The sequence below is a fragment of the Herbaspirillum frisingense genome (assembly GCF_047325095.1).
Lineage (GTDB): Bacteria > Pseudomonadota > Gammaproteobacteria > Burkholderiales > Burkholderiaceae_D > Herbaspirillum > Herbaspirillum frisingense.
In genome coordinates, this window is sequence record NZ_CP168558.1 from 4,474,246 (window position 1) to 4,497,770 (window position 23,525).

20 protein-coding genes are annotated in these 23,525 nt (G+C 62.4%); 3 read left to right on the plus strand and 17 right to left on the minus strand.

The features are described from left to right. Window positions 1-2: 2 nt before the first annotated feature. From ACEOAC_RS20495 to ACEOAC_RS20505, 3 genes are read right to left on the minus strand one after another with little or no spacing between them, the layout of a single operon-like run. Window positions 3-1,226, minus strand: coding sequence for a class I SAM-dependent methyltransferase (locus ACEOAC_RS20495; protein ID WP_413444608.1), 1,224 nt, complete (start codon window positions 1,224-1,226; stop codon window positions 3-5). Continuing rightward, a complete protein-coding gene (locus ACEOAC_RS20500) occupies window positions 1,223-2,095 on the minus strand; it encodes a DUF1365 domain-containing protein (protein ID WP_413444607.1) in 873 nt (290 codons plus the stop codon). The genes ACEOAC_RS20495 and ACEOAC_RS20500 overlap by 4 nt, the downstream gene beginning before the upstream one ends. Continuing rightward, a complete protein-coding gene (locus ACEOAC_RS20505) occupies window positions 2,092-3,402 on the minus strand; it encodes an NAD(P)/FAD-dependent oxidoreductase (protein ID WP_413444606.1) in 1,311 nt (436 codons plus the stop codon). Before ACEOAC_RS20505 ends, ACEOAC_RS20500 begins: the two co-directional genes overlap by 4 nt. Window positions 3,403-3,588: 186 nt before the next feature. Between ACEOAC_RS20505 and ACEOAC_RS20510 the strand changes: the two genes are divergently transcribed. Beyond that, complete coding sequence (locus ACEOAC_RS20510; RefSeq protein WP_077236637.1) at window positions 3,589-4,200, plus strand: TetR/AcrR family transcriptional regulator; 612 nt, start codon at window positions 3,589-3,591, stop codon at window positions 4,198-4,200. A gap of 21 nt (window positions 4,201-4,221) precedes the next feature. Here the strand turns inward: ACEOAC_RS20510 and ACEOAC_RS20515 are convergent, their stop codons facing one another. From ACEOAC_RS20515 to ACEOAC_RS20545, 7 genes are all read right to left on the minus strand, one after another. After that, window positions 4,222-5,091: an amidohydrolase family protein gene (locus tag ACEOAC_RS20515; RefSeq protein ID WP_182993994.1), complete on the minus strand. Its 870-nt coding sequence runs from the start codon at window positions 5,089-5,091 to the stop codon at window positions 4,222-4,224. Between the two features lie 142 nt (window positions 5,092-5,233). Then, the gene (locus ACEOAC_RS20520) at window positions 5,234-6,172 is read right to left on the minus strand and encodes an ABC transporter substrate-binding protein (RefSeq protein WP_006465182.1); all 939 of its coding nucleotides are present in this window, start codon (window positions 6,170-6,172) and stop codon (window positions 5,234-5,236) included. Between the two features lie 109 nt (window positions 6,173-6,281). Then, the gene (locus ACEOAC_RS20525) at window positions 6,282-7,283 is read right to left on the minus strand and encodes an ABC transporter permease (protein ID WP_370460919.1); all 1,002 of its coding nucleotides are present in this window, start codon (window positions 7,281-7,283) and stop codon (window positions 6,282-6,284) included. A gap of 88 nt (window positions 7,284-7,371) precedes the next feature. Next, complete coding sequence (locus tag ACEOAC_RS20530) at window positions 7,372-8,922, minus strand: sugar ABC transporter ATP-binding protein (RefSeq protein WP_413444605.1); 1,551 nt, start codon at window positions 8,920-8,922, stop codon at window positions 7,372-7,374. Window positions 8,923-9,089: 167 nt separating this feature from the next. After that, a complete protein-coding gene (locus tag ACEOAC_RS20535; RefSeq protein ID WP_006465185.1) occupies window positions 9,090-9,428 on the minus strand; it encodes an L-rhamnose mutarotase in 339 nt (112 codons plus the stop codon). A 7-nt stretch (window positions 9,429-9,435) separates the two neighbouring features. Continuing rightward, on the minus strand, window positions 9,436-10,212 hold the full coding sequence (locus ACEOAC_RS20540) for an SDR family oxidoreductase (protein WP_413444604.1): 777 nt from the start codon (window positions 10,210-10,212) through the stop codon (window positions 9,436-9,438). 53 nt (window positions 10,213-10,265) lie between these two features. After that, window positions 10,266-11,543 (minus strand): L-fuconate dehydratase, encoded by a 1,278-nt coding sequence (locus ACEOAC_RS20545; RefSeq protein WP_413444603.1) that lies wholly within the window; start codon window positions 11,541-11,543, stop codon window positions 10,266-10,268. Between the two features lie 410 nt (window positions 11,544-11,953). Here ACEOAC_RS20545 and ACEOAC_RS20550 point away from each other — a divergent pair, with 410 nt between their 5' ends. Then, window positions 11,954-12,844, plus strand: coding sequence for an IclR family transcriptional regulator (locus ACEOAC_RS20550; protein WP_413444072.1), 891 nt, complete (start codon window positions 11,954-11,956; stop codon window positions 12,842-12,844). Window positions 12,845-12,865: 21 nt separating this feature from the next. Here the strand turns inward: ACEOAC_RS20550 and ACEOAC_RS20555 are convergent, their stop codons facing one another. Together ACEOAC_RS20555 and ACEOAC_RS20560 are read right to left on the minus strand one after the other, a co-directional pair. Then, entirely contained in the window at window positions 12,866-13,747 is an 882-nt protein-coding gene (locus ACEOAC_RS20555; RefSeq protein ID WP_413444073.1) for an SMP-30/gluconolactonase/LRE family protein, read from the minus strand. A 173-nt stretch (window positions 13,748-13,920) separates the two neighbouring features. Then, window positions 13,921-15,060: a porin gene (locus ACEOAC_RS20560; RefSeq protein ID WP_006465190.1), complete on the minus strand. Its 1,140-nt coding sequence runs from the start codon at window positions 15,058-15,060 to the stop codon at window positions 13,921-13,923. A 319-nt stretch (window positions 15,061-15,379) separates the two neighbouring features. Here ACEOAC_RS20560 and ACEOAC_RS20565 point away from each other — a divergent pair, with 319 nt between their 5' ends. After that, the gene (locus ACEOAC_RS20565) at window positions 15,380-16,321 is read left to right on the plus strand and encodes a LysR family transcriptional regulator (protein ID WP_006465191.1); all 942 of its coding nucleotides are present in this window, start codon (window positions 15,380-15,382) and stop codon (window positions 16,319-16,321) included. Between the two features lie 326 nt (window positions 16,322-16,647). Here ACEOAC_RS20565 and ACEOAC_RS20570 read toward each other — a convergent pair whose 3' ends face one another. The 5 genes from ACEOAC_RS20570 to chvE all read right to left on the minus strand — a co-directional run bounded on the left by ACEOAC_RS20570 (window position 16,648) and on the right by chvE (window position 23,462). Beyond that, a complete protein-coding gene (locus ACEOAC_RS20570) occupies window positions 16,648-17,433 on the minus strand; it encodes an SDR family NAD(P)-dependent oxidoreductase (protein WP_077236644.1) in 786 nt (261 codons plus the stop codon). Window positions 17,434-17,490: 57 nt separating this feature from the next. Next, the gene (locus ACEOAC_RS20575) at window positions 17,491-19,248 is read right to left on the minus strand and encodes an IlvD/Edd family dehydratase (RefSeq protein ID WP_077236645.1); all 1,758 of its coding nucleotides are present in this window, start codon (window positions 19,246-19,248) and stop codon (window positions 17,491-17,493) included. A gap of 87 nt (window positions 19,249-19,335) precedes the next feature. Next, window positions 19,336-20,547 (minus strand): multiple monosaccharide ABC transporter permease, encoded by a 1,212-nt coding sequence (mmsB, locus tag ACEOAC_RS20580; protein WP_241811428.1) that lies wholly within the window; start codon window positions 20,545-20,547, stop codon window positions 19,336-19,338. Window positions 20,548-20,621: 74 nt separating this feature from the next. After that, window positions 20,622-22,178: a multiple monosaccharide ABC transporter ATP-binding protein gene (mmsA, locus tag ACEOAC_RS20585; RefSeq protein ID WP_102663052.1), complete on the minus strand. Its 1,557-nt coding sequence runs from the start codon at window positions 22,176-22,178 to the stop codon at window positions 20,622-20,624. 210 nt (window positions 22,179-22,388) lie between these two features. Then, on the minus strand, window positions 22,389-23,462 hold the full coding sequence (chvE, locus tag ACEOAC_RS20590; RefSeq protein WP_077236647.1) for a multiple monosaccharide ABC transporter substrate-binding protein: 1,074 nt from the start codon (window positions 23,460-23,462) through the stop codon (window positions 22,389-22,391). Window positions 23,463-23,525 lie beyond the last annotated feature (63 nt).

Here is a 23,525-nt window from a genome sequence, read left to right on the forward strand (position 1 = left end):
ACTCACTCCTTCTGCAAGAGGAACTGCACCACATCGGTCTGGCCTTCGTCGAAGCCGACTTCACAGAACACGTAATAGAGCTGCCACAGGCGGCGGAAGCGTTCATCGAAGCCCTGGGCGGCGATGGTCTCGCGCCGGGCCTGGAAGGTCTCGTTCCAGCGGCGCAGGGTTTCGGCATAGTCGCGTCCGAAATGGAAGCGGTCGCGGGTGGCCAGGCCGGCACGCTGGGCGCCAAGCGAGAAGCGCTCGTGGCTGGGCAGCATGCCGCCGGGGAAGATGAATTCGCGGATGAAGTCGGCGCTGTCGCGGTAGCGTTCGAAGACGGCTTCATCAATGGTGATCGACTGGATCAGGGCGCGGCCGCCGGCCTTCAGGCGCGCGGCGACGGTGTCGAAGTAGGTCTGCCAGAAACGCTCGCCGACGGCTTCGAACATCTCGATGGAGACGATGGCGTCGTATTGGCCGTCCAGGTCGCGGTAGTCGCACAGTTCCAGATGCGCCAGGTGATCCAGCTGCTGATGGCGCAGGCGATCCTGAGCGAAGGCCAGTTGCGCCGGCGAGATGGTCACGCCGTGCACGCGGATGCCCAGGCGCGCCGCATGTTCGGCAAAGCCACCCCAGCCGCAACCGATTTCCAGCACACGGTCACCGCTGCGCAGGCCGAGCTGGTCGATGATGCGCTGGTACTTGGCGGCCTGTGCCGAGGCCAGGCTCTGGCCGGGCTGGCTGAAGATGGCGCTGGAGTAGGTCATGCTGGGGTCCAGCCACAGCTGGTAGAAATCATTGCCCAGGTCGTAATGCGCGTGGATGTTGCGACGGCTTCCGGTGCGGGTGTTGGAGCGCAGCAGGTGGCGCAGGCGATACCACCACGAGGCCAGGCGCCCGCCTTCGACTGCGCCGGAGAGCGCCTTGCGGTTGCGCATGGCCAGGCGCAGCAGCGCAGCCAGGTCCGGGGTATCCACCCAGCCGTTGCCGTAGGCTTCGCCGAAGCCGATGTCGCCGGCGCGCAGGATGGCACCGCAGGCACGCCAGTCGAGGATGCGTAGCTGTGCGCTGGGCGGCTGGCGCAGGTCGCCGAAGGTCAGGGTGGTGCCGTGCGGCGTGATCAGTTCCAGGTGACCGTGGTTCAGCCGTTCCAGCATCCCCAGGAACAGGCGGGTCGAAATGGAGCCAAGGCGTGCGCCGATGCGCCGGCCGGAGGTCTGCAATACGGGGCTATGGTTCACGATAGGGTTTCCTTTCCGGAGGGTGTTCCTGTGGCGCTGTTGCGTTCGGGCTTGCTGAACCAGGGCACGCGCTTGCGCCACAGCAGCAAGGCTTGCCAGTGAATGCGGGCGACCACACCCAGGGTAAGCAGCGGCTGCGCGCACAGTGCGGCGAAGGCCGAGGCGGCGGTCAGGGGCTGCAGACGGCCGCCGATGGAGGTGCGCATCAGCGGCTGCAGGCCGGTGCCCACCTCAGCAGGCTGGCCGAGGTCGTAGTAATCGATGCCGACGAAGGCGGTCGCGTCCTGGCCACCCTGCTCACCCTGCCCCCTCTCGCGGGCAGCATGGTCGCGAAAGCGGAAGCGATAGAAGCCACGGACCTCGCAGAAGGGCGAGACATGCATCAGCTTGTTGCAGTGCAGGCGGGTGTGCTCGTCGATGACGCCCTGCTGCGGGGCCGACAGCAGGTAGTGCTGGGTTTCGCCAAAGGTGCTGTTGACCTCGGCCAAAACGGCACGCAAGGCGCCGTCGCGGTCATGACAGAGGAAGAAGCTGACCGGGTTGAAGACAAAGCCGAACAGGCGCGGGAAGGTCTGCAGCCAGATCGTGCCATCGTGCGGCAGGCCGGCCTGTTGCAGATGGCCGCGCACCCAGGTACCGAGGTCGCTGCCATCACGCAGGCCGTAGTCGCGGGTACGCACGCACATCAGGCGCCGACGATCCACGCCGAACCAGGCATTGCCCGCCTCGGCCATGCGTGCCAGGTCCAGGCGCACGCAAAAGACCGGATAGACGAAGCGGTGCCGTACCGGGCGCAGGCGCTGGTGCATCACCTGTCCGCTCAGCAGCAGCGCGGCGGCATCGGCATGCGAAGCGCGCGAGTCGTTCATAGGACCGCCCAGTGCGGCAGCACGCCGAAATGCTGGCTCACCCGCAGCGCCGACTTCAGGCCGTCTTCATGGAAGCCATAGCCGGTCCAGGCGCCGGCGAACCAGGCCCGGTGACGGCCCTGGATCTGGGGCAGCCGCTGCTGGGCGTCGATGGCGGGCTGGTCGAAGACCGGATGTTCGTAGTCGAAGCGACCCATCACGGTGGCCGGATTCGGAGCCTGCGGCGGGTTCAGGGTGAGGATGACATCGCTCTTGCAAGGCAGGTCCTGCAGACGGTTCAGCCAGTAGCTCACGCAGACGGCGCGACTGCCATCGTCGTGGCGTGAACCCAGGTAATTCCAGGCCGACCAGACCTTGGGCAGCTGCGGCATGAGGGTCGTGTCGCCATGCAGCCAGGCGGTATTGGCCTGGTAACGCACGGCCGAGAGCACCTGACGTTCCTCGATGGTGGCGTCCTGCAACAGGGCCAGGGTCTGCGGGGCATGGGTGGCAAAGACCACGGCGTCGAACTGTTCCTCGCGTGGTTCGGCGCCACCGCTGCGTACCAGCACGCCGCGCTCATTGCGGGTGACGCTCTCCAGGCGGCTGCCCAGGCGCACATCTTCCAGGGTGGCGGCGATGCGACGTACATACTGGCGCGAACCGCCGCGCACGGTGCGCCAGCGGGGGCGATTGTTCACCTGCAGCAGGCCGTGATTGATGCAAAAGCGCAGGAAAGTGGCGGCCGGGAAGTCCAGGATGTCCGAGGGCGAACTGGACCAGATGGCGGCCGCCATGGGGATCAGGTAGGCATCGCTGAACAGGGCAGCGTAGCGGCCGTCCTTGAGCAACTGGCGCAGGCTCACGGGATGCCCGTCGCAGGCCGCCAGGTTGGCGTGGGCGGCACGGTTGAAGCGCAGGATGTCGCGCAGCATGCCCAGGAAGGAGGGCTGCAGCAGGCGCTTGCGCTGGGCGAAGACGGTGTCCAGATTGGTGCCGGCCCATTCGAAGCGGCCCTCATCCATCGAGACGCCGAAGGACATGTCGGTGTCGTAGGTCTCGACCTTCAATTCATCGAACAGCGCGATCAGGTTGGGATAGGTCCAGTCATTGAAGACCAGGAAGCCCGTATCGACCGGGAACGGCACGCCCTGCGGCGCGATGTCCACGGTATTGGCATGCCCACCCAGGGTGGGCGCGGACTCGAACAGCACCACCTGGTGCCGGCGCGCCAGCAGATAGGCGCTGGCCAGGCCGGAAATGCCGGCGCCGATGACGGCGATGCGCTGTCCTGATGCCTGCTCGATGGCTGCTGTACCCGGATTCATGAAATCTTGTCCACCTGTGTCTTTGTTATTGGGGTGTTGCCCTCGGCCGGGCGGCGCCTGCCGCCGGGACTCTTTTTGTCTGCTGGCCTGCTTTGGCGTCTCAGTATTTCTACCCTGCCGCGATTTAGGTGCTAAGATTACTACCAAAGAAAAATAAAATCTACTAATTAGTAACTTAAACTACCAATGAGTATTTTCGGCAAACTGAGCTTCAAGGATCAAGCCTTCAAATTACGGGAAAACGCCATCCTGGATGCGGCCACGTCGGTACTGGGCAGCAAGGGCTATGACCTGATGACGATGGACGACGTCGCCGGTGCGGTGGGTATCTCCAAACCCAGCCTGTACAAGCATTTCAAGTCCAAGGAAGAATTGATCGGCGAGACCATGATCCGTCTCATCGACGGCGCCATCGACCAGCTGGCGCAGCTGGAGGGCATTCCCAGCCCGCGTGGCAAGCTGGAGGCGATGCTGGAATGGGCGCTGCGGGTGCGGCTGGAGGGCGGCCTGCCCTTCCTGCCTTCCACCAGTACACCGGTGCGCGACATGCTCATGCGCAACGTCAAGTATGTGATGCGGGTGCTCAAGCTCAACGGCCAGCTGGAAAAGCTGGTCAAGGAAGCACAGAAAAGCGGCGAACTCGACGCCGCGCTGCCCAGCGATGTGATCCTGTACAGCTACTACGCCCGCACCTGTGATCCGGCGGTGGACTACCTGCAGAAGTTCAGCAAGATGAGTACCGAAGACATCGTGAAGTACATGCTGCACGTGGCCTTCAACGGTTTCACGCGGGATTAGGGCCTAGCCCAGGCCATAGGCCTAGCCCAGACCGTAGCAGCGCGCGGCCGTCTGCCCCCACAGCTGCTCCTGTTCGGACGCCGACAGCCGGGTCGCGGCCCATTCCCGCACCACGGCGGCTACCTTGGCATAGGAGGCGGCCAGCAGGCAGACCGGCCAGTCCGAGCCGAACATCAGGCGCTGCGGGCCGAAGGCGTCCAGCGCCGCATCCAGGCAGAGGACGATATTGTCGTAATCCTTCTGACGCAGACCGCGCTGCCAGTCGGCCTCCGTGACCAGTCCCGATAGCTTGCAGGCCACATGCGGCAAGGCTGCCAGGGCGCGCAGGTGGCGCTTCCAGTCGGCGAAGACCGCCTCGCTCTTGCCGAAATCGGCCAAGGCCGGCTTGCCCAGGTGATCCAGCACCAGCCAGTGGCGATCATGGCGGGCGCAGAAGGCTTGCACTTCAGGCATCTGGCGCGCATAGATCAGCACGTCATAGACCAGGCCGCGCCGTTGCAGCCAGCCGATGCCGGTATTGAAGGCCGGTGCTTCGACGAAGGTACTTACGTCGGCCTCATCCTGCAGCTGGTGGCGAAAGCCCACCAGCTTGTCACTTCCCCATCGCTCCACATTGGCCGCCAGGTGCGGCGAAGCGAGGTCTTCCCAGCCGACTACCCCGGCGATGCGCCGGTTACCGCGCGCCAGGTCCAGCAGGAATTCGGTTTCGTCGCGACCGGCGCGCGCCTGCACGGCAATGGACTGCTCCAGCCCTTCGGCGACCAGCACGGGCTGCAATTGGCCGGGCGTGCGGTCGCAGGCCAGCAGTTCCATGCCGCGGCCGATCCAGGGGTAGGCGTCGGGCTGGTAGAACCAGAAATGCTGATGGGCGTCGATGCGATGCGGCTTCATGATGGTCTCTTCGAGGGGCAGGACGGCGCAGGATTGCCGGTCTGCATTGCGCACAACCGGCAGGGGAATACAAAAACACCAGAAACAGGAAAACGGCAAGGCGCCGCCGCTGGCGACGCCCTCCCGTCACGTCATGTCAAGATCAGTCGTACAGCACAGCCGCGATCTTGGCGTCGTCGATGTTGCTCTTGTCGTACCAGTAGAAGCCGGTATCGATGACCTTGGGCAGCTTCTCGCCCTTGATCGCCTTGACCGCTGCTTCCACGGTCTTGTAGCCGATACCCACCGGGTTCTGGGTGATGGCGCCGGCCATCACGCCTTCGCGGATCGCATCCTTCTGCTGCTTGCCGGAGTCATAGCCGATGATGACGATCTTGCGCTTCATTTCCTTGACGCCATTGACCACCCCGATGGCCGAACCTTCGTTGGTACCGAAGATGCCCTTGATCTTGGGATAGGCCTGCAGGATGGACTTGGTGACCTCGGTGGACTTCAACTGGTCGCCGGCGCCATATTGCACGCTGACCACCTTGATCTTGGGATAGTTGGCCTTGATGCGTTCCAGGAAGCCGTCGCGGCGGTCGATGCCGGTGCGGCTGGTCTGGTCGTGGGCGACCACGGCCACTTCGCCTTCCTTGCCGACCAGCTCGGCCATCTTGTCGGCCGCCAGCGCGGCGGCGGCGCGGTTGTCGGTGGTGGCGGTGGTGACCGGGATGTCGCTATCCACGCCCGAGTCGAAGGCCACCACCGGGATCTTGGCGGCCTGCGCCTTCTTCAGCAGCGGGATGGCGGCCTTGCTGTCCAGCGCGGCAAAACCGATGGCCTGCGGCTTCTTGGCCAGCGCGGCGGAGAGCATGTCGATCTGCTTGTCGACCATGGCTTCGGTCTCGGGACCTTCGAAGGTGACCTTCACCTTCAGGTCCTTGCCGGCCTGGTCCGCGCCGGCCTTCACGGCCTGCCAGAACTGGTGCTGGAAGCCTTTGGAAATGAGCGGCACATACACTTCCTGCGCCTGTGCGGCCGAACCGCCGACAGCGAAGGCCAGGCCCAGGGCAGCGCCCAGTAGTTGTTTCTTGAACACGGTAAGTCTCCTTTTGTTATCGATGATGGAGTGCCGGACATTGGCGTTGCCCGGCGGGGCTTGCATTGCTACTGCGAATACTGCTGCTGTGGCTGATGTGGATACCGGTTCAGGCGCGACGACGACGGCGCAGGATGTCGAGGTAGACCGCCAGGATGATGATCACCCCGGTCACCACCGTCTGCCACTCCTGCGCCACCGACATGATGCGCAGGCCATTGACCAGCACGCTCATGATGAAGGCGCCGATGATGGTGCCCATGATGGTGCCGGTGCCACCGGAGAGCGAGGTGCCGCCGATCACCACGGCGGCAATCGCGTCCAGCTCGTAACCCTGGCCCAGCGCTGGCTGCGCCGAGTTCAGGCGGGACGCGATGATCAGGCCGGCGATGCCGCAGATGGCGCCGGAGAAGGTGTAGACCGCGACCTTCCAGAAATCCACCTTCACGCCCGACAGGCGCAGCGCTTCCTCGTTGCTGCCCAGGGCGAAGGTATAGCGACCGAACACCGTCTTGTTGAGGATGATGGAGGCGCCGATGGCCACCAGGAACAGGATCAGCACCGCATTGGGAATCGGCAGCGCCGGGATCAGGTCGCCGATCAGCGAATCCTGGGCGATGGCCGAGAAACCCTCGGTATCGTTGAAATAGATCGGCCGGGTACCGGAAATCACCAGCGACAGCCCCTTGAGCAACATCATCATGCCCAGCGTGGCGATGAAGGGTGGCACCTTCAGCTTGGCGATCACCATGCCGGAGACCCAGCCCGACAGCGCACCGAAGAAGATGGCGGCGGCGATGCCCAGCGGCAGCGGCATGCCCCAGTTGGTCAGCACCACCCCGGCCATGACGGCGCAGAAAGTCATCATGGTGCCCACCGACAGGTCGATGCCGGAAGTGATGATGACGTAGGTGCAGGCAATGGCCAGCACGCCGTTGACGGCAGTCGATTGCAGGATGCTGACCAGGTTGTCCACCTCCATGAAATTGGGCGAGGCGACGCTGAAGAACACGATCAGCAAGAGCAGGCTGGCGAAGGCCAGCAGCTTCTGGCGCGCGGCCGGGTTGAACAGGCGGGCGCGCAGGCCCGAGGAGGAAGCGGTATTGGCCATGGTGGATGCGGACGCTGCGGAATGGATGTTGTTTGCCATGATGGTTCTGGTCTCTGATAGGGGTTGGATCGCAGTGCGGCCCGACCGGCTAGTGCGCCACCGCCGGTTCGCGCTGCGTGGCCAGTTGCATGATGTTTTCCTGGGTCGCCTCGGCGCGGGTGAGCTCGCCGGTGATGCGACCTTCGCACATCACCAGTACGCGATGGCTCATGCGCAAGACCTCCGGCAGTTCGGAAGAGATCATCACGATCGCCTTGCCCTGCTCGGCCAGGGCGTCGAGGAGCTTGTAGATTTCGCTCTTGGCGCCGATGTCGATGCCGCGCGTGGGTTCATCGAAGAACAGGATGTCGCAGTCCCGCAGCAGCCACTTGGCAATCACGATCTTTTGCTGGTTGCCGCCCGAGAGCAGGCGCGCCTGCTGTTCCACCGACGGCGTCTTGATCGCCAGTTGCCGCACATAGCCCTGCGCCACTTCGCGGATGGCACGCTGGTTCATGAAACCGGCGCGGGTGAAGCGGCCCATGCTGGAGAGCGCGATGTTGGCCTGCACATCCATGCCCACCGCCAGCCCGAAGTGCTTGCGGTCTTCCGAGAGGTAGCCAATGCCATGCGCCACGGCGTCGGCCGGCTGGCGGATCTCGGCCTTGCCACCGTGGATGATGATCTCGCCGGACTCCAGCGGGTCGGCACCGAAGATGGCGCGCGCCACCTCGGTGCGGCCGGCGCCCATGAGACCGGCAAAGCCGAGGATCTCGCCCTTGCGCAACTGGAAGCTGACATCGCGGATGGCGCGGCCGCGGTTGAGCCCGCGCACTTCCAGTACCACCTCGTTGGCGGAGGTATCCGGCGGGGTACGTTGCTCGCCTTCCAGCGAACGGCCGACCATCATGGAAATGATGCTGTCCATCGAAGTCCCCTGCATCGGCACGGTGGCGATGTAGCGGCCATCGCGCATGACGCTGACGCGGTCGGCGATCTGGCGCAGCTCGTCCATCTTGTGCGAGATATAGACGATGCCCACGCCTTGCGCCTGCAGGTCGCGGATGATGCGGAAGAGCTCGGCGATCTCGGCGTTGTTCAGGGCCGCCGTCGGTTCGTCCATGATGAGCACGCGTGAATCGAAGGAAAGGGCCTTGGCGATTTCCACCATCTGCTGGCGCGCCACGGTCAGTTCGCCCACCGGCGTGCGCGGGTCCATCTCAAGGCGCATGCGGGCAAAGATGGCAGCGGTCTGGCGATTCAACTGGTCTTCATCAATGATCAGGCCGAACGCCTTGCGCGGCTCGCGACCGATAAAGATGTTCTGCGCCGCCGACAGGTGGTTCATCAGGTTGAGTTCCTGATGGATGATGCCGATGCCCAACGCCTGCGCCTGGCGCGGCTCACCGATCTGCACCGCTTTGCCGTCGAGGAGGATCTCGCCGCTGTCGCACTGGTAGACGCCGGAAAGGATTTTCATCAGCGTCGACTTGCCGGCGCCGTTCTCGCCCATCAGGGCGTGTACCTCGCCGGCGACCAGGTCGAACTGGCAATTGTCCAGCGCCAGTACGCCAGGAAAGCGCTTGCTGACGTTACGCAGCGCAATCAGCGGGGGCGCCGCTGCGGGGGATGGTCTGGGTGTCTCGTTATCTTGTTGCATGCTCACCTCGGATGCGGATGCATTGCCGGCCCTTGCTGCCGGGGCCATCGTTGACGCGACTCTGCGGTCGCTGCCTGCTACGTGCTACTTGTCACTTGCACTACGTCTTTTACAACCTGCCACTGCAGGCAGGACATGGTCCGCACCTTCCGGTACGGGTCGTGGTCCTATTGCTCGGACAGATCGAAGATGCGTGTCATCGGCACCCATTTCTGTCCGGCCGGCGTCCAGGGTGTGGGCGCCTGGAAACGCCACATCAGTTCTTCCCAGGCACGCACCCGGGGATCGGTGTCAGTCGCCGCTGCCATTGCTGCTGCGTCGAAGACGGCGTCATCGGTTTCCATCACCATCATCATGCGGGTACCGAGACGGTAGATTTCCATGCCGGTCACCCCCTGCTGCTTCAGGTGCTGCGCGATCTCGGGCCAGATGCGCCGGTGATGCTGTTCATACTCGGCGATGAGCGCCGGGTCGTCCTTCAGGTCCAGTGCCAGCACGGTACGCATACGGGCCTCAGCTCAGGGCACGGTCGAGATGGGTGTAACCCCCATCGACGAAAATCCACTGCCCGGTGGTATGCGACGAGCGCCCCGAGAGCAGGAAGACGGCCATGTCCGCCATTTCCTCGGAGGTGGTGAAGCGCTTGCCCAGCGGGATCTTGCTGGTGATGGCGGCGAGCTTTTCCTCCGGATGCTCGAAGGTGGCGATCCAGCGTTCATAGAGGGGCGTCATCACCTCGGCCGGGATCAGCGCATTCACACGCACTCCGTCGGCCAGCAATGCCGAAGCCCATTCCCGGGTGAGTGACAGCTGCGCGCCCTTGGAGGCGCAATAGCCGCTGGTATTGCCCTGGCCGGTGAGCGCGGTCTTGGAAGAGACATTGACGATGGCGCCGCGCGTAGCCTTCAGGTGCGGTACGCAGTAATGGGCCATCACGTAGTAATGGATCAGATTGCGTTCCAGCGAAGCGACGAACTGGTCGCGGCCAGCTTCCAGGCCGACGCTGTCGTTGACGCCGGCATTGTTGACCAGACCGTCCAGACGACCGAAGCGCTGCACCGTCTCGGCCACGGCCTGGCCACAGCGGGCTTCATCCTGCAATTCCAGCTGGAACAGGGTGGCGTGCGGCTGCAGCGCGGTCAGCCGGGTCCAGAATTGCGGCTCCGGTTCGCTACGCGCAAAGACCACCGGAATGGCGCCTTCGGCGGCCAGTTGCATGCTGATCGCCGCACCAATGCCGGAGGCACCGCCGGTCACGATGACAACCTTGTCTTGCAGGTTCAGATCCACTTCAGTCTCCGTAATGTTTTATATCATTTCCTGACGCCGCCACTTGCCGGGGGCTAGCCGCGAAAGCGGTACTGCTCCAGCGATTCCGGCTTCATCTCGATCGAGAAGCCAGCCAGACTGGGCGGCATGTAGGCCGCGTTGCGGATCACACAGGGGTCGACGAAATGCTCATGCAGGTGATCCACGTATTCGGTCACGCGTCCCTCCTTGGAACCGGAGATGCACAGATAGTCGATCATCGACAGGTGCTGCACGTATTCACACAGCCCCACGCCGCCGGCATGCGGACAGACCACCTTGCCGTACTTGGCGGCCATCAGCATGACCGCCAGGATTTCGTTGACGCCACCCAGACGGCAGGAGTCGATCTGCACCACGTCGATGGCGTCGCGCATGATGAACTGCTTGAACAGCACACGGTTCTGGCACATCTCGCCGGTGGCGACCTTGACTGCGCCGATGCCTGCACGGATCTTGCGGTGACCTTCCACGTCATCGGGGCTGGTCGGTTCCTCGATGAACCAGGGCTTGGCAAACGCCAGCTGGTTGACCCAGTCGATGGCCTGATCCACTTCCCAGACCTGATTGGCGTCGATCATCAGATGACGCTGCGGGCCCAGTACTTCACGGGCGATGGTGACGCGACGCTTGTCGTCGGCCAGGTCGCGCCCGACCTTGAGCTTGACATGGTTGAAGCCCTGGTCGATGGCTTCCTGGCACAGGCGGCGCAGCTTGGCATCGTCATAGCCCAGCCAGCCGGCCGAGGTGGTGTAGCAGGGATAGCCTTCCTGCTGCAGGATGCGCAGGCGCTCGGCCTTGCCTCCTTCCTTCTCGCGCAGCAGGGCCAGGGCCTCGTCGGGGGTGATGCAATCGGTGATGTAGCGGAAGTCGATGGTGCGTACCAGCTCCTCGGGCGTCATGTCGGCCACCAGCTTCCATACCGGCTTGCCTTCGGCCTTGGCCCACAGGTCCCAGGCGGCATTGACCACCGCGCCGGTGGCCAGGTGGATGGCGCCCTTGTCCGGTCCGATCCACCGCAGCTGGCTGTCGGAGGTGACATGACGCCAGAAGCGACCCATGTCGGCGGAGATCCATTCCAGGTCCAGGCCGACCACGAGGTGTTCCATGGCGCGGATGGCGGCGCAGCAGATTTCATTGCCGCGACCGATGGTGAAGGTCAGGCCGTGGCCTTTCAGTTGCGGGTGGTCGGTGTCGAGGATGACGTAGGCGGCGGAATAGTCCGGGTCCGGATTCATCGCATCCGAACCGTCCAGTGATTGCGAAGTGGGAAAGCGCACGTCCAGCACGCGCATGGCGGTAATCTTGGTCATCGGTCTCTAGCATGATGCCGCTGCGGGACGGGTGGCGCCTCGGGCTCGGGCGCTGCCTCTGCTTGCCGCTGGTCGGCGGGCTGGCCGCTGGGGGGCGGCCGCCGGTTGTCGTCGTCTCCGGGGACAGGCCCCATGTTGGGTTTTCTCAAAAATAAAATTTGTTTTTATCTGTGTGCGACACAGCATAACCTCGATTATCCTCTTATTGCCGGGCCAGCCTGATGAAGTTTCGGTATCGATCGATATCGATTTAGGGATGTCTGCACCTCAGCATCTGAGCGATCTATAAAAAATAATTTTACAAATAAAACACGTCGCCCATCAAAAATCCCCTACAATCCGGCCCCAGAAACCGGCGGATTCACCCTTCTGTTTCCGCCCTCCTGCCCGCTAACGATACCCAGGCTGCCATGCCCAGAACAAGGAAAATCAATCCTTCCGACGCCCCTGCGCCGCAGACCGCAGCGGCCGCCGCCGCGATCAACGACGACAATGAGATGGGTAGCGACAGTAGCCATGACGGCAACAGCGGCAAGACGCGCTATGCCGCGCCAGCGCTGGACAAGGGACTGGATATCCTGGAACTGTTGAGCCGCTCGGAGCAGATGCTGACGCTGAACCAGATCTCGCGCCAGCTGGGTCGCAGCGTCAACGAGATCTTCCGCATGGTGGTGACGCTGGAGCAGCGTGGTTACCTGATCGCCGACAACGACCACTACCGGCTGTCACTGAAGTTGTTCGAGCTGGCACACCATCACCAGCCGATCCGCTCGCTGGTCAGCACCGCCCTGCCCCACATGCGCGAACTGGCCAACCGCTCCATGCAATCGACACATCTGACAGTCTATGAGGCCGGACGGGTGATCGTGGTGGCGCAGGTGGACAGCCCCGAACGCTGGGCCTTCGGGCTCAAGGTGGGGGCGCTGGTGAGCCTGACGGATACGGCTTCCGGCCATGTACTGCTGGCCTTCCGCGACCAGGCCGAACAGGCCAGCATGCTGGCCGCGCACGTCCGCATGGATGGTGAACAGGAGATCGAGACGGCGCAGCTGATGCGGCAGATCGAGGACACCCGCAAGCGCGGGCATTCGCGCATGGAGAGCCGGCAGATCCGGGGCGTGATCAACCTGTCCTATCCGGTGATGGGGGCCAACAACCGCATGCTGGCAGCACTCAACGTGCCCTATATCGAACGCATCGACAAGAAGGTCAACCCCAGCCTGGACGAGGTGCAAGGCATCGTCCAGGAGATTTCGGCGCGGCTGTCGCGGCTGATGGGGGATTCGAGCTTCGGCGCCTGAGGCCGGCGCCAGCTGCCGGTGCTAGCCGGCGAAACGCACTTCCGGCAGGCCACGCACGCCGGTCTCCGGCACGGCGAAAAGCGCACCGGCCAATGCATCCTGCTCGCGCTGCCGGGCGCTCATGCCTTCATGCGCCGAGGTGACGAACAGCGTATCGAGCGCCGCGCCACCGAAGGCCACACAGGAAGGCTGGGCGGTCGGCATGTCGACGATGCGATCGATGCGGCCATCGGGCGTAAAGCGCACTACCCGCGCCCCACCCCACTGCGCGTTCCAGACATGGCCGTCGGCGTCCACGGTGGAACCATCGGGGCCGCCCGGCTGTTGCGCCAGATCGGCGAACACGCGCTGGTGGGCGATGGCGCCGGAAGCCGGATCATAGTCGCAGACCATGATCTTGCCTTCCATGGAATCGCAGTGATACATGCGCGTGCCATCGGGACTGAAGCAGATGCTGTTGGAAATGGCGATGCCCGGCAGCGGCAGGCGCTCCAGGCTCAGGTCGGCATTGAGGCGATAGAAGCTGGCAATGGGCGCGCGGCCGACGTCCTCGTTGAGGGTGCCGAAGACGAAGCGGCCCTGGCGGTCGCAACGACCGTCGTTCAGGCGCGTGGTCGGCAGGTCATCCTCGATGCGGCAGATCGGCGTGATGGCGCCGGTACCGAGATTGAAGAAAGCCAGGCGCGATGCCAGGCCGATCAGCAGCCGCTCGGGATCGGCGGTAAAGGCGAAGCAGCACAGCCGCTCAGGCATGGGCCAGCTGCGCGTGGCGCCGCTTTGCGGATCGTGGTTCCACAGGCGCGAAGCGTGGATATCGGTCCAGAAGACCGTTTGCGAGCGTTCGCACCAGAGGACGCCTTCGCCCAGTTCATGATGTCCGTCGACCAGCAATTGCGCATTCATCGGGTTTCCGCCTGCAAATTAAGATAAATGAAATAAACGATATAAAACAAAATCAGTGTCCCGGCCACGCCCTTGTGCGCCGGCCACAAGACAAAAAAGGGTGGGCTTGCGCCCACCCTCAACTACATCAAGACCACCTCAGGAAGGATTACAGATACTACTAGATCGTTACATCAGAACGAGTGGGCGATACCGAAGTAGCCGCCGTTCTGCTTCAGGCCCGAAGGACCGACGTTGCCGCCGTTTTCCAGTGCGTGGGTGGCACCGGTGCCGTTACGAACGGTACCGACGTCAACATACAGCAGGGTGCGCTTGGACAGGAAGTAGTTGATACCGGCCATGTACATGTTGGCAGTACCACCGCCGTTGCCGTTGCCCGCAGCGTCAACACGTGCGTTGTTGGCGTTGACGTGGAACCAGCCACCGACCAGCTGGAATTGCGGGGTCACGTCATAGTTGGCGCCGATCCAGTAGTGGTTCGCGCGGTCCGGAGCACCGGCGGCTGCAGCGTTGGCACGCAGGTTTTCCCAGCCTGCGAACATCTTCAGCTTGTCGAACTTGTAGGTACCGCCGACGATCAGCTCCTTGGAATGGCTCCAGATGTCGCTGTAGTTGCCGTTGGCGTCGCGCACGGTGTCATAGATCACGCGCAGTTCCAGGCCGTTCTTCTGGTAGGCCAGCGAGATACCGTCCTTGCGGCCGTCGCTGCTACCCGCGTTGGGGACGCCGCCGCTGAACGAACCCGGCTTTTCGCCCAGGCTGGTCTGCAGGTTGACGGTGAAGCCAGCCATATCCGGGCTGTTGTACTCGATGATGTTGCTGGCGCCGGGCCAATTGCGGCCGTTGACCAGGCTGGCGGTGCCGATGGCCTGCTGGCCGGTCGGGTCGAGGAACCAGACATCATTGTTGATGAACAGGTTCTTACCGAACTTGACGGAACCGGCGGTGGCCGAGGACAAGCCGACATAGGAACGACGATTGAACAGTGCCGAACCGTTGCTGGTGTCGGAACCGTTGAAACCGCCCTTGGTCGAGTTGAAACCGGACTCCAGCAGGAAGAAGGCATTGGTACCGCCGCCCAGGTCTTCCGTGCCCTTGAAGCCGATCATGCTGGTGCCCCATTGGTTGTTTGCAGCGCTCCAGCGCGTACCTTGGCCGTTGGTGCCAGCATTGGTCAGGAAGTCGACGCCGGCCACGACGCGACCGTAGATGGTGACACTGCTTTGCGCCTGCGCCTGTGCCGAGAACGCTCCCATCAGCGCGAGCGCGCACAGGGTCTTTGCTCCAATAAAGGATGGCTTCACTTGCTTCATGAATAGTCTCCGTGGATATTGCCGTTTAAATTTTTGTCGTCGGTGGGCTTGGTCGTGCAGCTTTGCACTTCAGACCCCTTGAATCCTGACGGACTCCTGACGGTCTCCCAACTTTTTGTTTTGATGCTGCCCGACCTTCTCGTCTTTCATTCCGGCCCTTTGGTCGTTGTCCTGTACAGTCCGGAATGTGGCTAGATACTAAGTATTCGGTTCATGTCTTTCCAATGAAATCTTTAGCAATTCCGATATGCGATTTGATATCATGAATTTCTAATAAAAAAATCATTGAAAAAATTTAGAACACCGTCCCCGGAGACTTATGAAAAACAGTGACCCGAACTGGTTTCTGCGGGCGCGATTGAAGACACGCCAACTCCTTCTGCTCATCGCCCTCGACGACACCCGCAACATCCATCGCGCCGCCAGCGAACTCAATATGACGCAGCCGGCCGCCTCCAAGCAGTTGAAGGACCTCGAAGACATGCTGGGCGTGTCCCTCTTCGAGCGCCTGCCCCGTGGCATGCGACCCACCATCTATGGCGAGGCCATGATCCGCCATGCGCGCATGGCCCTGACCAGCCTGTCCAAGGCGCATGAAGACATCGTGGCACTCAAGTCCGGCCTGTCCGGCCAGGTCGATGTGGGCGTGATTCTTTCGCCCGGCATGGCATTGTTGCCGCCAGCCATCGCCCGCGTGAAGGAACAGGCGCCGATGTTGCGTATCGGCGTCGAAGTGGAAAGCAGCAACATCCTGCTGTCGCGTCTGCTGCATGGCGAACTGGACTTCATCATCGGCCGCATCCTCGACGAGGAAGCCCGCAGCGGCCTGCTCTATGAAGAGCTGGCCGACGAGCCGGTATGCGCCGTGGCCCGGGTGGGACATCCCTTCCACACCCGCAACGACCTGAGCCTGGCCGACCTCGCCGGCGAAGCCTGGATCATGGCGCCCAAGGGCAGCATCCTGCGTGCGCGCTGCGACCAGATGTTCCGCGAACAAGGCCTGGCGCCGCCCTCCAACGTAGTCGACACCACGGCCATCCTGTTCATCACCAGCCTGTTGCAGCAGACCGATTTCATCTACGCCATGCCCACTGAAGTGGCGCGTTATTACACCCAGGCGCGCCTGATGGACATCCTGCCCATCGAGCTGCCCTGCCGCATGGCCGGCTTCGGCATCATCACCCGCCAGGACAACCTGCTCTCGCCGGGTGCCAATCTGGTGCTGCAGGCCATCCGCGAAGTGGCCAAGATGATCTACTGATTCACCTCCTCGCCAACCCGCGCATTATGCGATCACGGGGTGGCGGAACTGCGCCGAGTTTTATTAAGAAATGTAAGGAAGAGTAAGCCGATCTGAAAATTCAAAAATAGGGCTGCTCGAAACAATTCCAGGCGCACCAATTCATTAAAAAATCGCAGCAAAAAAACAACACTACAAACCGGATAAAAACTAAGTTTTTTCCGAGTTGTATGACAGCTCTGCATCACCCACACGAGAATGTGGCTGCATCACAAAAAAAAGAGTCGCCAAATGGCGACTCTTTTTCAAGATCCGCGCCGACGGGATATCGGGCGGTCATTGCTGCCTCACACCCAGCCAGCATCGACGATGAATTCCTGCGCAGTACACATCGCACTGTCGTCAGCGGCCAGGAACAGGACCATGCGCGCCAGGTGCCAGGGCAGCAGGTCCTCCTGCAGGCACTGGTTGCGGGCAATGGCCTTCTTGCCTTCTTCATCCAGCCACAACTTGATCTGGCGTTCGGTCATGACCCAACCCGGCGTGACCGTGTTGACGCGGATCTTGTGCGGACCAAGGTCGCGCGCCAGTCCGCGGGTCAGGCCCAGGGTCGAGGCCTTGGCCGTGGTGTACACCGGGAATCCGCCGCTGGACTGATGCCAGCTGATGGAACTGAAGTTGATGATGGAGCCACCGCCACGACGCTTCATGCCGTCCACCACCGCTTGCACGGCGAAGAAGGACGGACGCTGGTTGATGGCGATGCGGTCGTTCCAGTAATCGAGGGTCACGTCTTCCAGCTTGTGACGTTCGTCATTGGCGGCATTGTTGACCAGCACATCGAAGTCGCCAAGCTCGCCCTGCAGCTCGGCAATGGTCTTCTGGAATGCCGGGATGTCGCGCAGGTCGCAATGGCGGAACAGCGGCTTGGGATAGCCGGCGCTGGCCAGCTCATTGCACAGTGTCTCGCTGGCTTCGCGGGCGATATCGACGAAGGCCACGTGCGCGCCCTGCTGCGCAAATGCTTCGACAATGGCTGCACCGATGCCGGTGCCACCGCCGGTAATGAAGACACGCTTGCCCTTCAGGCTGGGAAAAGTCGCCAGCTGCACGTTCTGGGGAGTGTTGCTCATGAGGTTTCCTTGCTGGCCGGTGTCATGCCGACACCGGCGCTGTCTTGTCGTGATGGATCAGTGCGAGTGCTTGGGAACGGCCGCGCCACGGCAACCGACCAGGAAGTCGAAGTCGCAGCCTTCGTCGGCCTGCAGCACGCGGTCCACGTACAGGGACTGGTAGCCGCCGACCATTTCCGGCTTGCGTTCGGCCAGCACCTTGGCGCGTTCGGCCAGGCGACGCTGCATTTCCTCGTCGCTGATGTCGAGCTGCAACTTGCCGGCGTAGGCATCCAGTTCGATGAAGTCACCATCCTGGACGATGCCCAGCGGCCCACCGGCAGCCGCTTCCGGCGCCACGTGCAGGATCACGGTGCCATAGGCGGTACCGCTCATGCGGGCGTCCGAGATACGCACCATGTCCTTCACACCCGTGGCCAGCACCTTGGGCGGCAAGCCCATGTTGCCCACTTCGGCCATGCCGGGGTAACCCTTGGGGCCGACGTTCTTCATCACCAGCACGCAGGAGGCATCGACATCCAGGTCGGGATCGTTGATGCGTTCCTTGTAGTGGTTGAAGTCTTCGAACACCACGGCACGGCCGCGATGCTTCATCAGTTCAGGCGTGGCGGCCGAAGGCTTGAGGACCGCGCCGCGTGGCGCCAGGTTGCCGCGCAGGATGCAGATGCCGCCATCCTCGATCAGCGGCTTGGCCAGCGGCCGCACCACTTCATCGTTGTAGATCGGCGCATCCTTGACGTTGTCCCACATGGTCTGGCCGTTGACGGTCAGCGCGTCCTTGTGCGGCAACAGGTCGGCTTCGCCCATGCGGCGCAGCACGGCAGGCAGACCACCGGCGTAGTAGAACTCTTCCATCAGGTAGCGGCCCGAGGGCTGCAGGTCGACAATGGTCGGAGTGCCACGGCCGATGCGGGTCCAGTCTTCCAGTTCCAGGTCCACGCCGATGCGGCCGGCGATGGCCTTCAAGTGGATCACGGCATTGGTGGAGCCACCGATGGCGGCATTGGTGCGGATGGCGTTCTCGAAGGCCTTGCGGGTCAGGATCTTGGACAGGGTCAGGCCTTCCCAGACCATGTCGACAATGCGCATGCCGGACAGGTGCGCGAGCACGTAGCGGCGCGCATCAACGGCCGGAATGGCCGCATTGTGCGGCAGCGACACGCCCAGCGACTCGGCCATGCAGGCCATGGTGGAAGCGGTGCCCATGGTGTTGCAGGTACCGGCCGAGCGCGACATGCCGGCTTCGGCGGCCATGAAGTCGTGGATGGTGATCTCACCGGCCTTGACCTGCTCCGACAGTTGCCACACCACCGTGCCGGAACCGATGTCACGGCCCTGGTGCTTGCCGTTCAACATCGGGCCACCGGTCACGACGATGGCCGGCACGTCGCAGCTGGCCGCGCCCATCAGCAGGGCCGGAGTGGTCTTGTCGCAGCCGGTCAACAGCACCACGCCGTCGATGGGATTGCCGCGGATCGATTCTTCCACATCCATGCTGGCCAGGTTGCGGGTCAGCATGGCGGTCGGGCGCAGGTTGGATTCGCCATTGGAGAACACCGGGAACTCTACCGGGAAGCCACCGGCTTCGATGATGCCACGACGCACGTGTTCGGCGATCTTGCGGAAGTGCGCATTGCAGGGCGTCAGTTCCGACCAGGTGTTGCAGATGCCGATGACCGGCTTGCCCTGGAATTCGTGATCGGGGATGCCCTGGTTCTTCATCCAGCTGCGGTACATGAAGCCGTTCTTGTCGGCAGTGCCGAACCAGCCGGCCGAGCGCAGGGTGCGGCTCTTGTCTTTTTTATCGCTACTCATTGTTGAATTCCTGACTGAAGGAAACGAAAGGATCTGGTGGTCCCGAATGCAAAAGGCGGGCAACCCTGCCCGCCTTGCTCATCCGGATTACTTGTTCTTGTTGTAGACGTCGAAGCACACGGCCATCAGCAGCACGAAGCCCTTGATCATCTGCTGGTAGTCGATGCCGATGCCCATGATGGACATGCCGTTGTTCATCACGCCCATCACGAAGGCGCCGATGACCGCGCCCATCACCTTGCCCACGCCGCCCGAGGCCGATGCGCCACCGATGAAGCAGGCCGCGATCACGTCCAGCTCGAAGCCCAGACCGGCCTTGGGAGTGGCGGTGTTCAGGCGGGCCGCGAAGATCAGGCCGGCCAGCGCGGCCAGCACGCCCATGTTGACGAAGGTGAAGAAGGACACGCGTTCGGTCTTGATGCCGGACAGCTTGGCCGCCTTCTCGTTGCCGCCCACCGCATAGACACGTCGGCCCAGGGTGGTGCGGCTGGTGATGAAGGTGTAGAGCACCATCAGCGCGAACATGATGATCAACACGTTGGGCATGCCGCGATAGGTCGACAGCAGGTAGCTGAAGGCGATGATGGCCACGGCGAAGATACCGTTCTTGAGCAGGAAGAACAGGACCGGTTCATCTTCCATGCCATGCTTGGTCTGCTTGCGACGGCCATGCAGCTTGACCAGCACCAGCACCACGGCGGCCAGGATGCCGACGACCAGCGAGGTGGTACGGAAACCCGTGCTGTCGGTCAGCTCAGGGATGAAACCCGAGGACAGCATCTGGAAGGTCGGCGGGAAGGGGCCGAGCGACTGACCCTGTAGCAGCGCCAGCGCCATGCCCTTGAAGACCAGCATCCCGGCCAGGGTGACGATGAAGGAGGGAATCTTGAAGTAGGCGATCCAGTAGCCCTGCGCCGCACCGATCAGGCCACCGGCGATCAGACAGACGATGGAAGCTGGCACGAAGCCCCAGCCATAGTCCACCATCAGTACCGCCGCCAGCGCGCCGATCAGGCCCACCACCGAACCCACCGACAGGTCGATGTGACCGGCCACGATCACCATCAGCATGCCCAGCGCCATGATGACGATGTAGCTGTTCTGCAGCACCAGGTTGGTCAGGTTCAGCGGACGCATCAGCGTGCCGTCGGTCATGATCTGGAAGAAGGCCATGATGGCCACCAACGACATCAGCATGCCGTATTCACGCATGTTGTTCTTCAGGAAGCTGCCGTAGTCCTTCTTTTCGGCGGCGCCACCGGCGACGGCCGGCTTCTTGCTCACGTCAATGCTTTCCATTGTCTTGCTCCTCTGGTGCTCTCTGGTCTTTATGATAGTTGCCGCCGGTTTGGCTCCGGCTTGGTGTCAGGGTTTCAGGCGGCCTGGGACAGGCCGGAATCGTCGATGCGCTTGTTGCGCATGATGGCGCGCATGATGTTTTCCTGGCTGGCCTCAGCCTTGGGCAGATGACCCACGAACTGGCCTTCGTTCATGACGTAGATGCGGTCGCACATGCCCAGCAGTTCCGGCATCTCCGAGGAGATCATGATGATGCACTTGCCCTCGGCGGCCAGCTTGCTGATGATGTTGTAGATCTCGAACTTGGCACCCACATCGATGCCGCGCGTGGGTTCGTCCAGGATCAGCACTTCGGGTTGCGAGAACAGCCACTTCGACAGCACCACCTTCTGCTGGTTGCCGCCGGAGAGGTTGACCACCTTCTGCAGCACGCTGGAACAGCGGATGCGCATCTGCGCCTTGAAGTCGGCGGCAATCTTGTACTCGCGCGCCTCGTCGATGACAGTACGCTCGGAAACGCCACCCAGGTTGGCCAGCGAGATGTTCTTCTTGATGTCTTCTTCCAGCACCAGGCCGTCGCCCTTGCGGTCTTCCGTGACGTAGGCGATGCCCTTGTCGATGGCCTTCTGGATGGTGGACAGGTCTGCTTCCTTGCCATGCAGGAAGACCTTGCCACTGATCTTCTTGCCGTAGGCACGGCCGAAGATGCTCTTGGCCAGTTCGGTACGGCCGGCGCCCATCAGGCCGGCGATGCCGACGATCTCGCCGGCGCGTACCGTCATGTTGACGTCCTTGATGGCCAGGCGGTCGCTGTGCAGCGGATGGTGCACGCGCCAGTCGCGCACTTCGAAGATCACGTCGCCGATCTGCGGATCACGCTGGGGATAGCGGTCGGCCATCTCGCGGCCAACCATGTGCTGGATGATACGGTCTTCGCTGATGGGTTCAGCGCGGCAGTCGAAGGTATCGACCGTGGTGCCGTCGCGCAGCACGGTGATGGAGTCGGCCACCTTGGAAATTTCGTTGAGCTTGTGCGAGATCAGGATCGAGGCAATGCCCTGGCGCTTCAGTTCCAGCAGCAATTCCAGCAAGGCATCCGAGTCGCTTTCGTTGAGGCTGGCGGTCGGTTCATCAAGGATCAGCAGCTTGACTTCCTTGGAGAGCGCCTTGGCGATCTCGATCAGCTGCTGCTTGCCCACGCCCAGGTCACCGACCTGCGTCTGGGGCGATTCCTTCAGGCCGACCTTGGCCAGCAGTGCCTTGGCGCGCACATAGGACTGCTCCCAGTCGATCACGCCGCCACTGGCCTGCTCGTTGCCGAGGAACAGGTTTTCCATCACCGACAGCAGCGGCACCAGTGCCAGCTCCTGGTGGATGATGATGATGCCCAGGTGTTCGCTGTCGCGGATATCCTTGAAGGCACGCACCTCACCCTTGTAGACGATGTCGCCCGAGTAGCTACCGTGCGGGTACACGCCCGAGAGCACCTTCATCAACGTGGACTTGCCGGCGCCGTTCTCGCCGACGATGGCATGGATCTCGCCTTCGCGCACCGCCAGGTTGACGTTGTTCAACGCCTTCACACCCGGGAAGCTCTTCTCGATGCCGCGCATTTCCAGAATGTTGCTCATGATGCTGACCTCTCTTCTGCCGGTCTTGCGAAGCCCTGCCAAGCCGGAGTTTTTATCTCGTGTGCATTGCTTTGGTGCAAGCACATCTTCCTGAAAGTATTAGTCCCGCACAGGGCGGGACTATGCTGATCTTGTGTGTATGCGTGCTGCGAAAGATTCAGCGGGCGGCTCGGCTCAGAGCAGATGCCATCGACGCCGCCCGGGTAGTGCTTACTTCAGCTGGGCTTCGGTGTAGTAACCGCTGCCGACCAGGATTTCCTTCCAGTTCGACTTGTCGACCACGACCGGCTTCAACAGGTAGGACGGAACGACCTTCACACCGTTGTTGTAGGTCTTGGTGTCGTTGATCTGGGGCTGCTTGCCACCCAGGACGGCATCAACCATGCCGACCGTGACCTTGGCCAGTTCGCGGGTGTCCTTGAAGATGGTGGAGTACTGCTCGCCACGGATAATGGACTTGACCGAAGGCACTTCCGCATCCTGACCCGAAACGTACGGGAACGGTTGTTGCGGCGAACCGTAACCCACGCCGCGCAGCGAGGACAGGATGCCGATGGACAGGCCGTCATACGGCGACAGCACGGCATTGACCTTGGCGTTGGTGTAGAAGGCCGACAGCAGGTTATCCATACGGGCCTGGGCGGTAGCCGGATCCCAGCGCAGGGTCGCGACCTTGTCCATGCCCATCTGCTTGGAGCGCACCACCAGCTTGCCGCTGTCGATGTAGGGCTTCAGGACCGACATGGCGCCGTTATAGAAGAAGAAGGCGTTGTTGTCGTCCGAGGAACCGCCGAACAGTTCGATGTTGAACGGACCCTTGCCTTCCTTCAGGCCCAGGGCCTTTTCCAGCGACTGTGCCTGCAGCACGCCCACCTGGAAGTTGTCGAAGGTGGCGTAGTAGTCAACGTTCTTGGAACCACGGATCAGGCGGTCATAGGCGATGACCTTGACACCCTTGTCGGCCGCCTTCTGCAGCACGTCGGTCAGGGTGGTGCCGTCGATGGCGGCAATCACCAGCACCTTGGCGCCCTTGGTCAGCATGTTCTCGATCTGGGACAGCTGGTTGGGGATGTCGTCTTCCGCGTATTGCAGGTCGGTCTGGTAGCCCTTTTCCTTCAGGACCTTGACCATGTTGTTGCCGTCGGCGATCCAGCGTGCCGAGGACTTGGTGGGCATGGCCACGCCGACCAGGGCCTTGCTCTGTGCGCTCACCTGTGCGCTGATGGACATCAGGGTCACGCCCAGGCCGAGTGCGATCCCGGTCAATACCGATTTGATTTTCATGCTTCGAGTCTCCAGTCTCTATTTATGGAATGGCGTGTTGTAGTTATTTCTAAAACAGCGCCG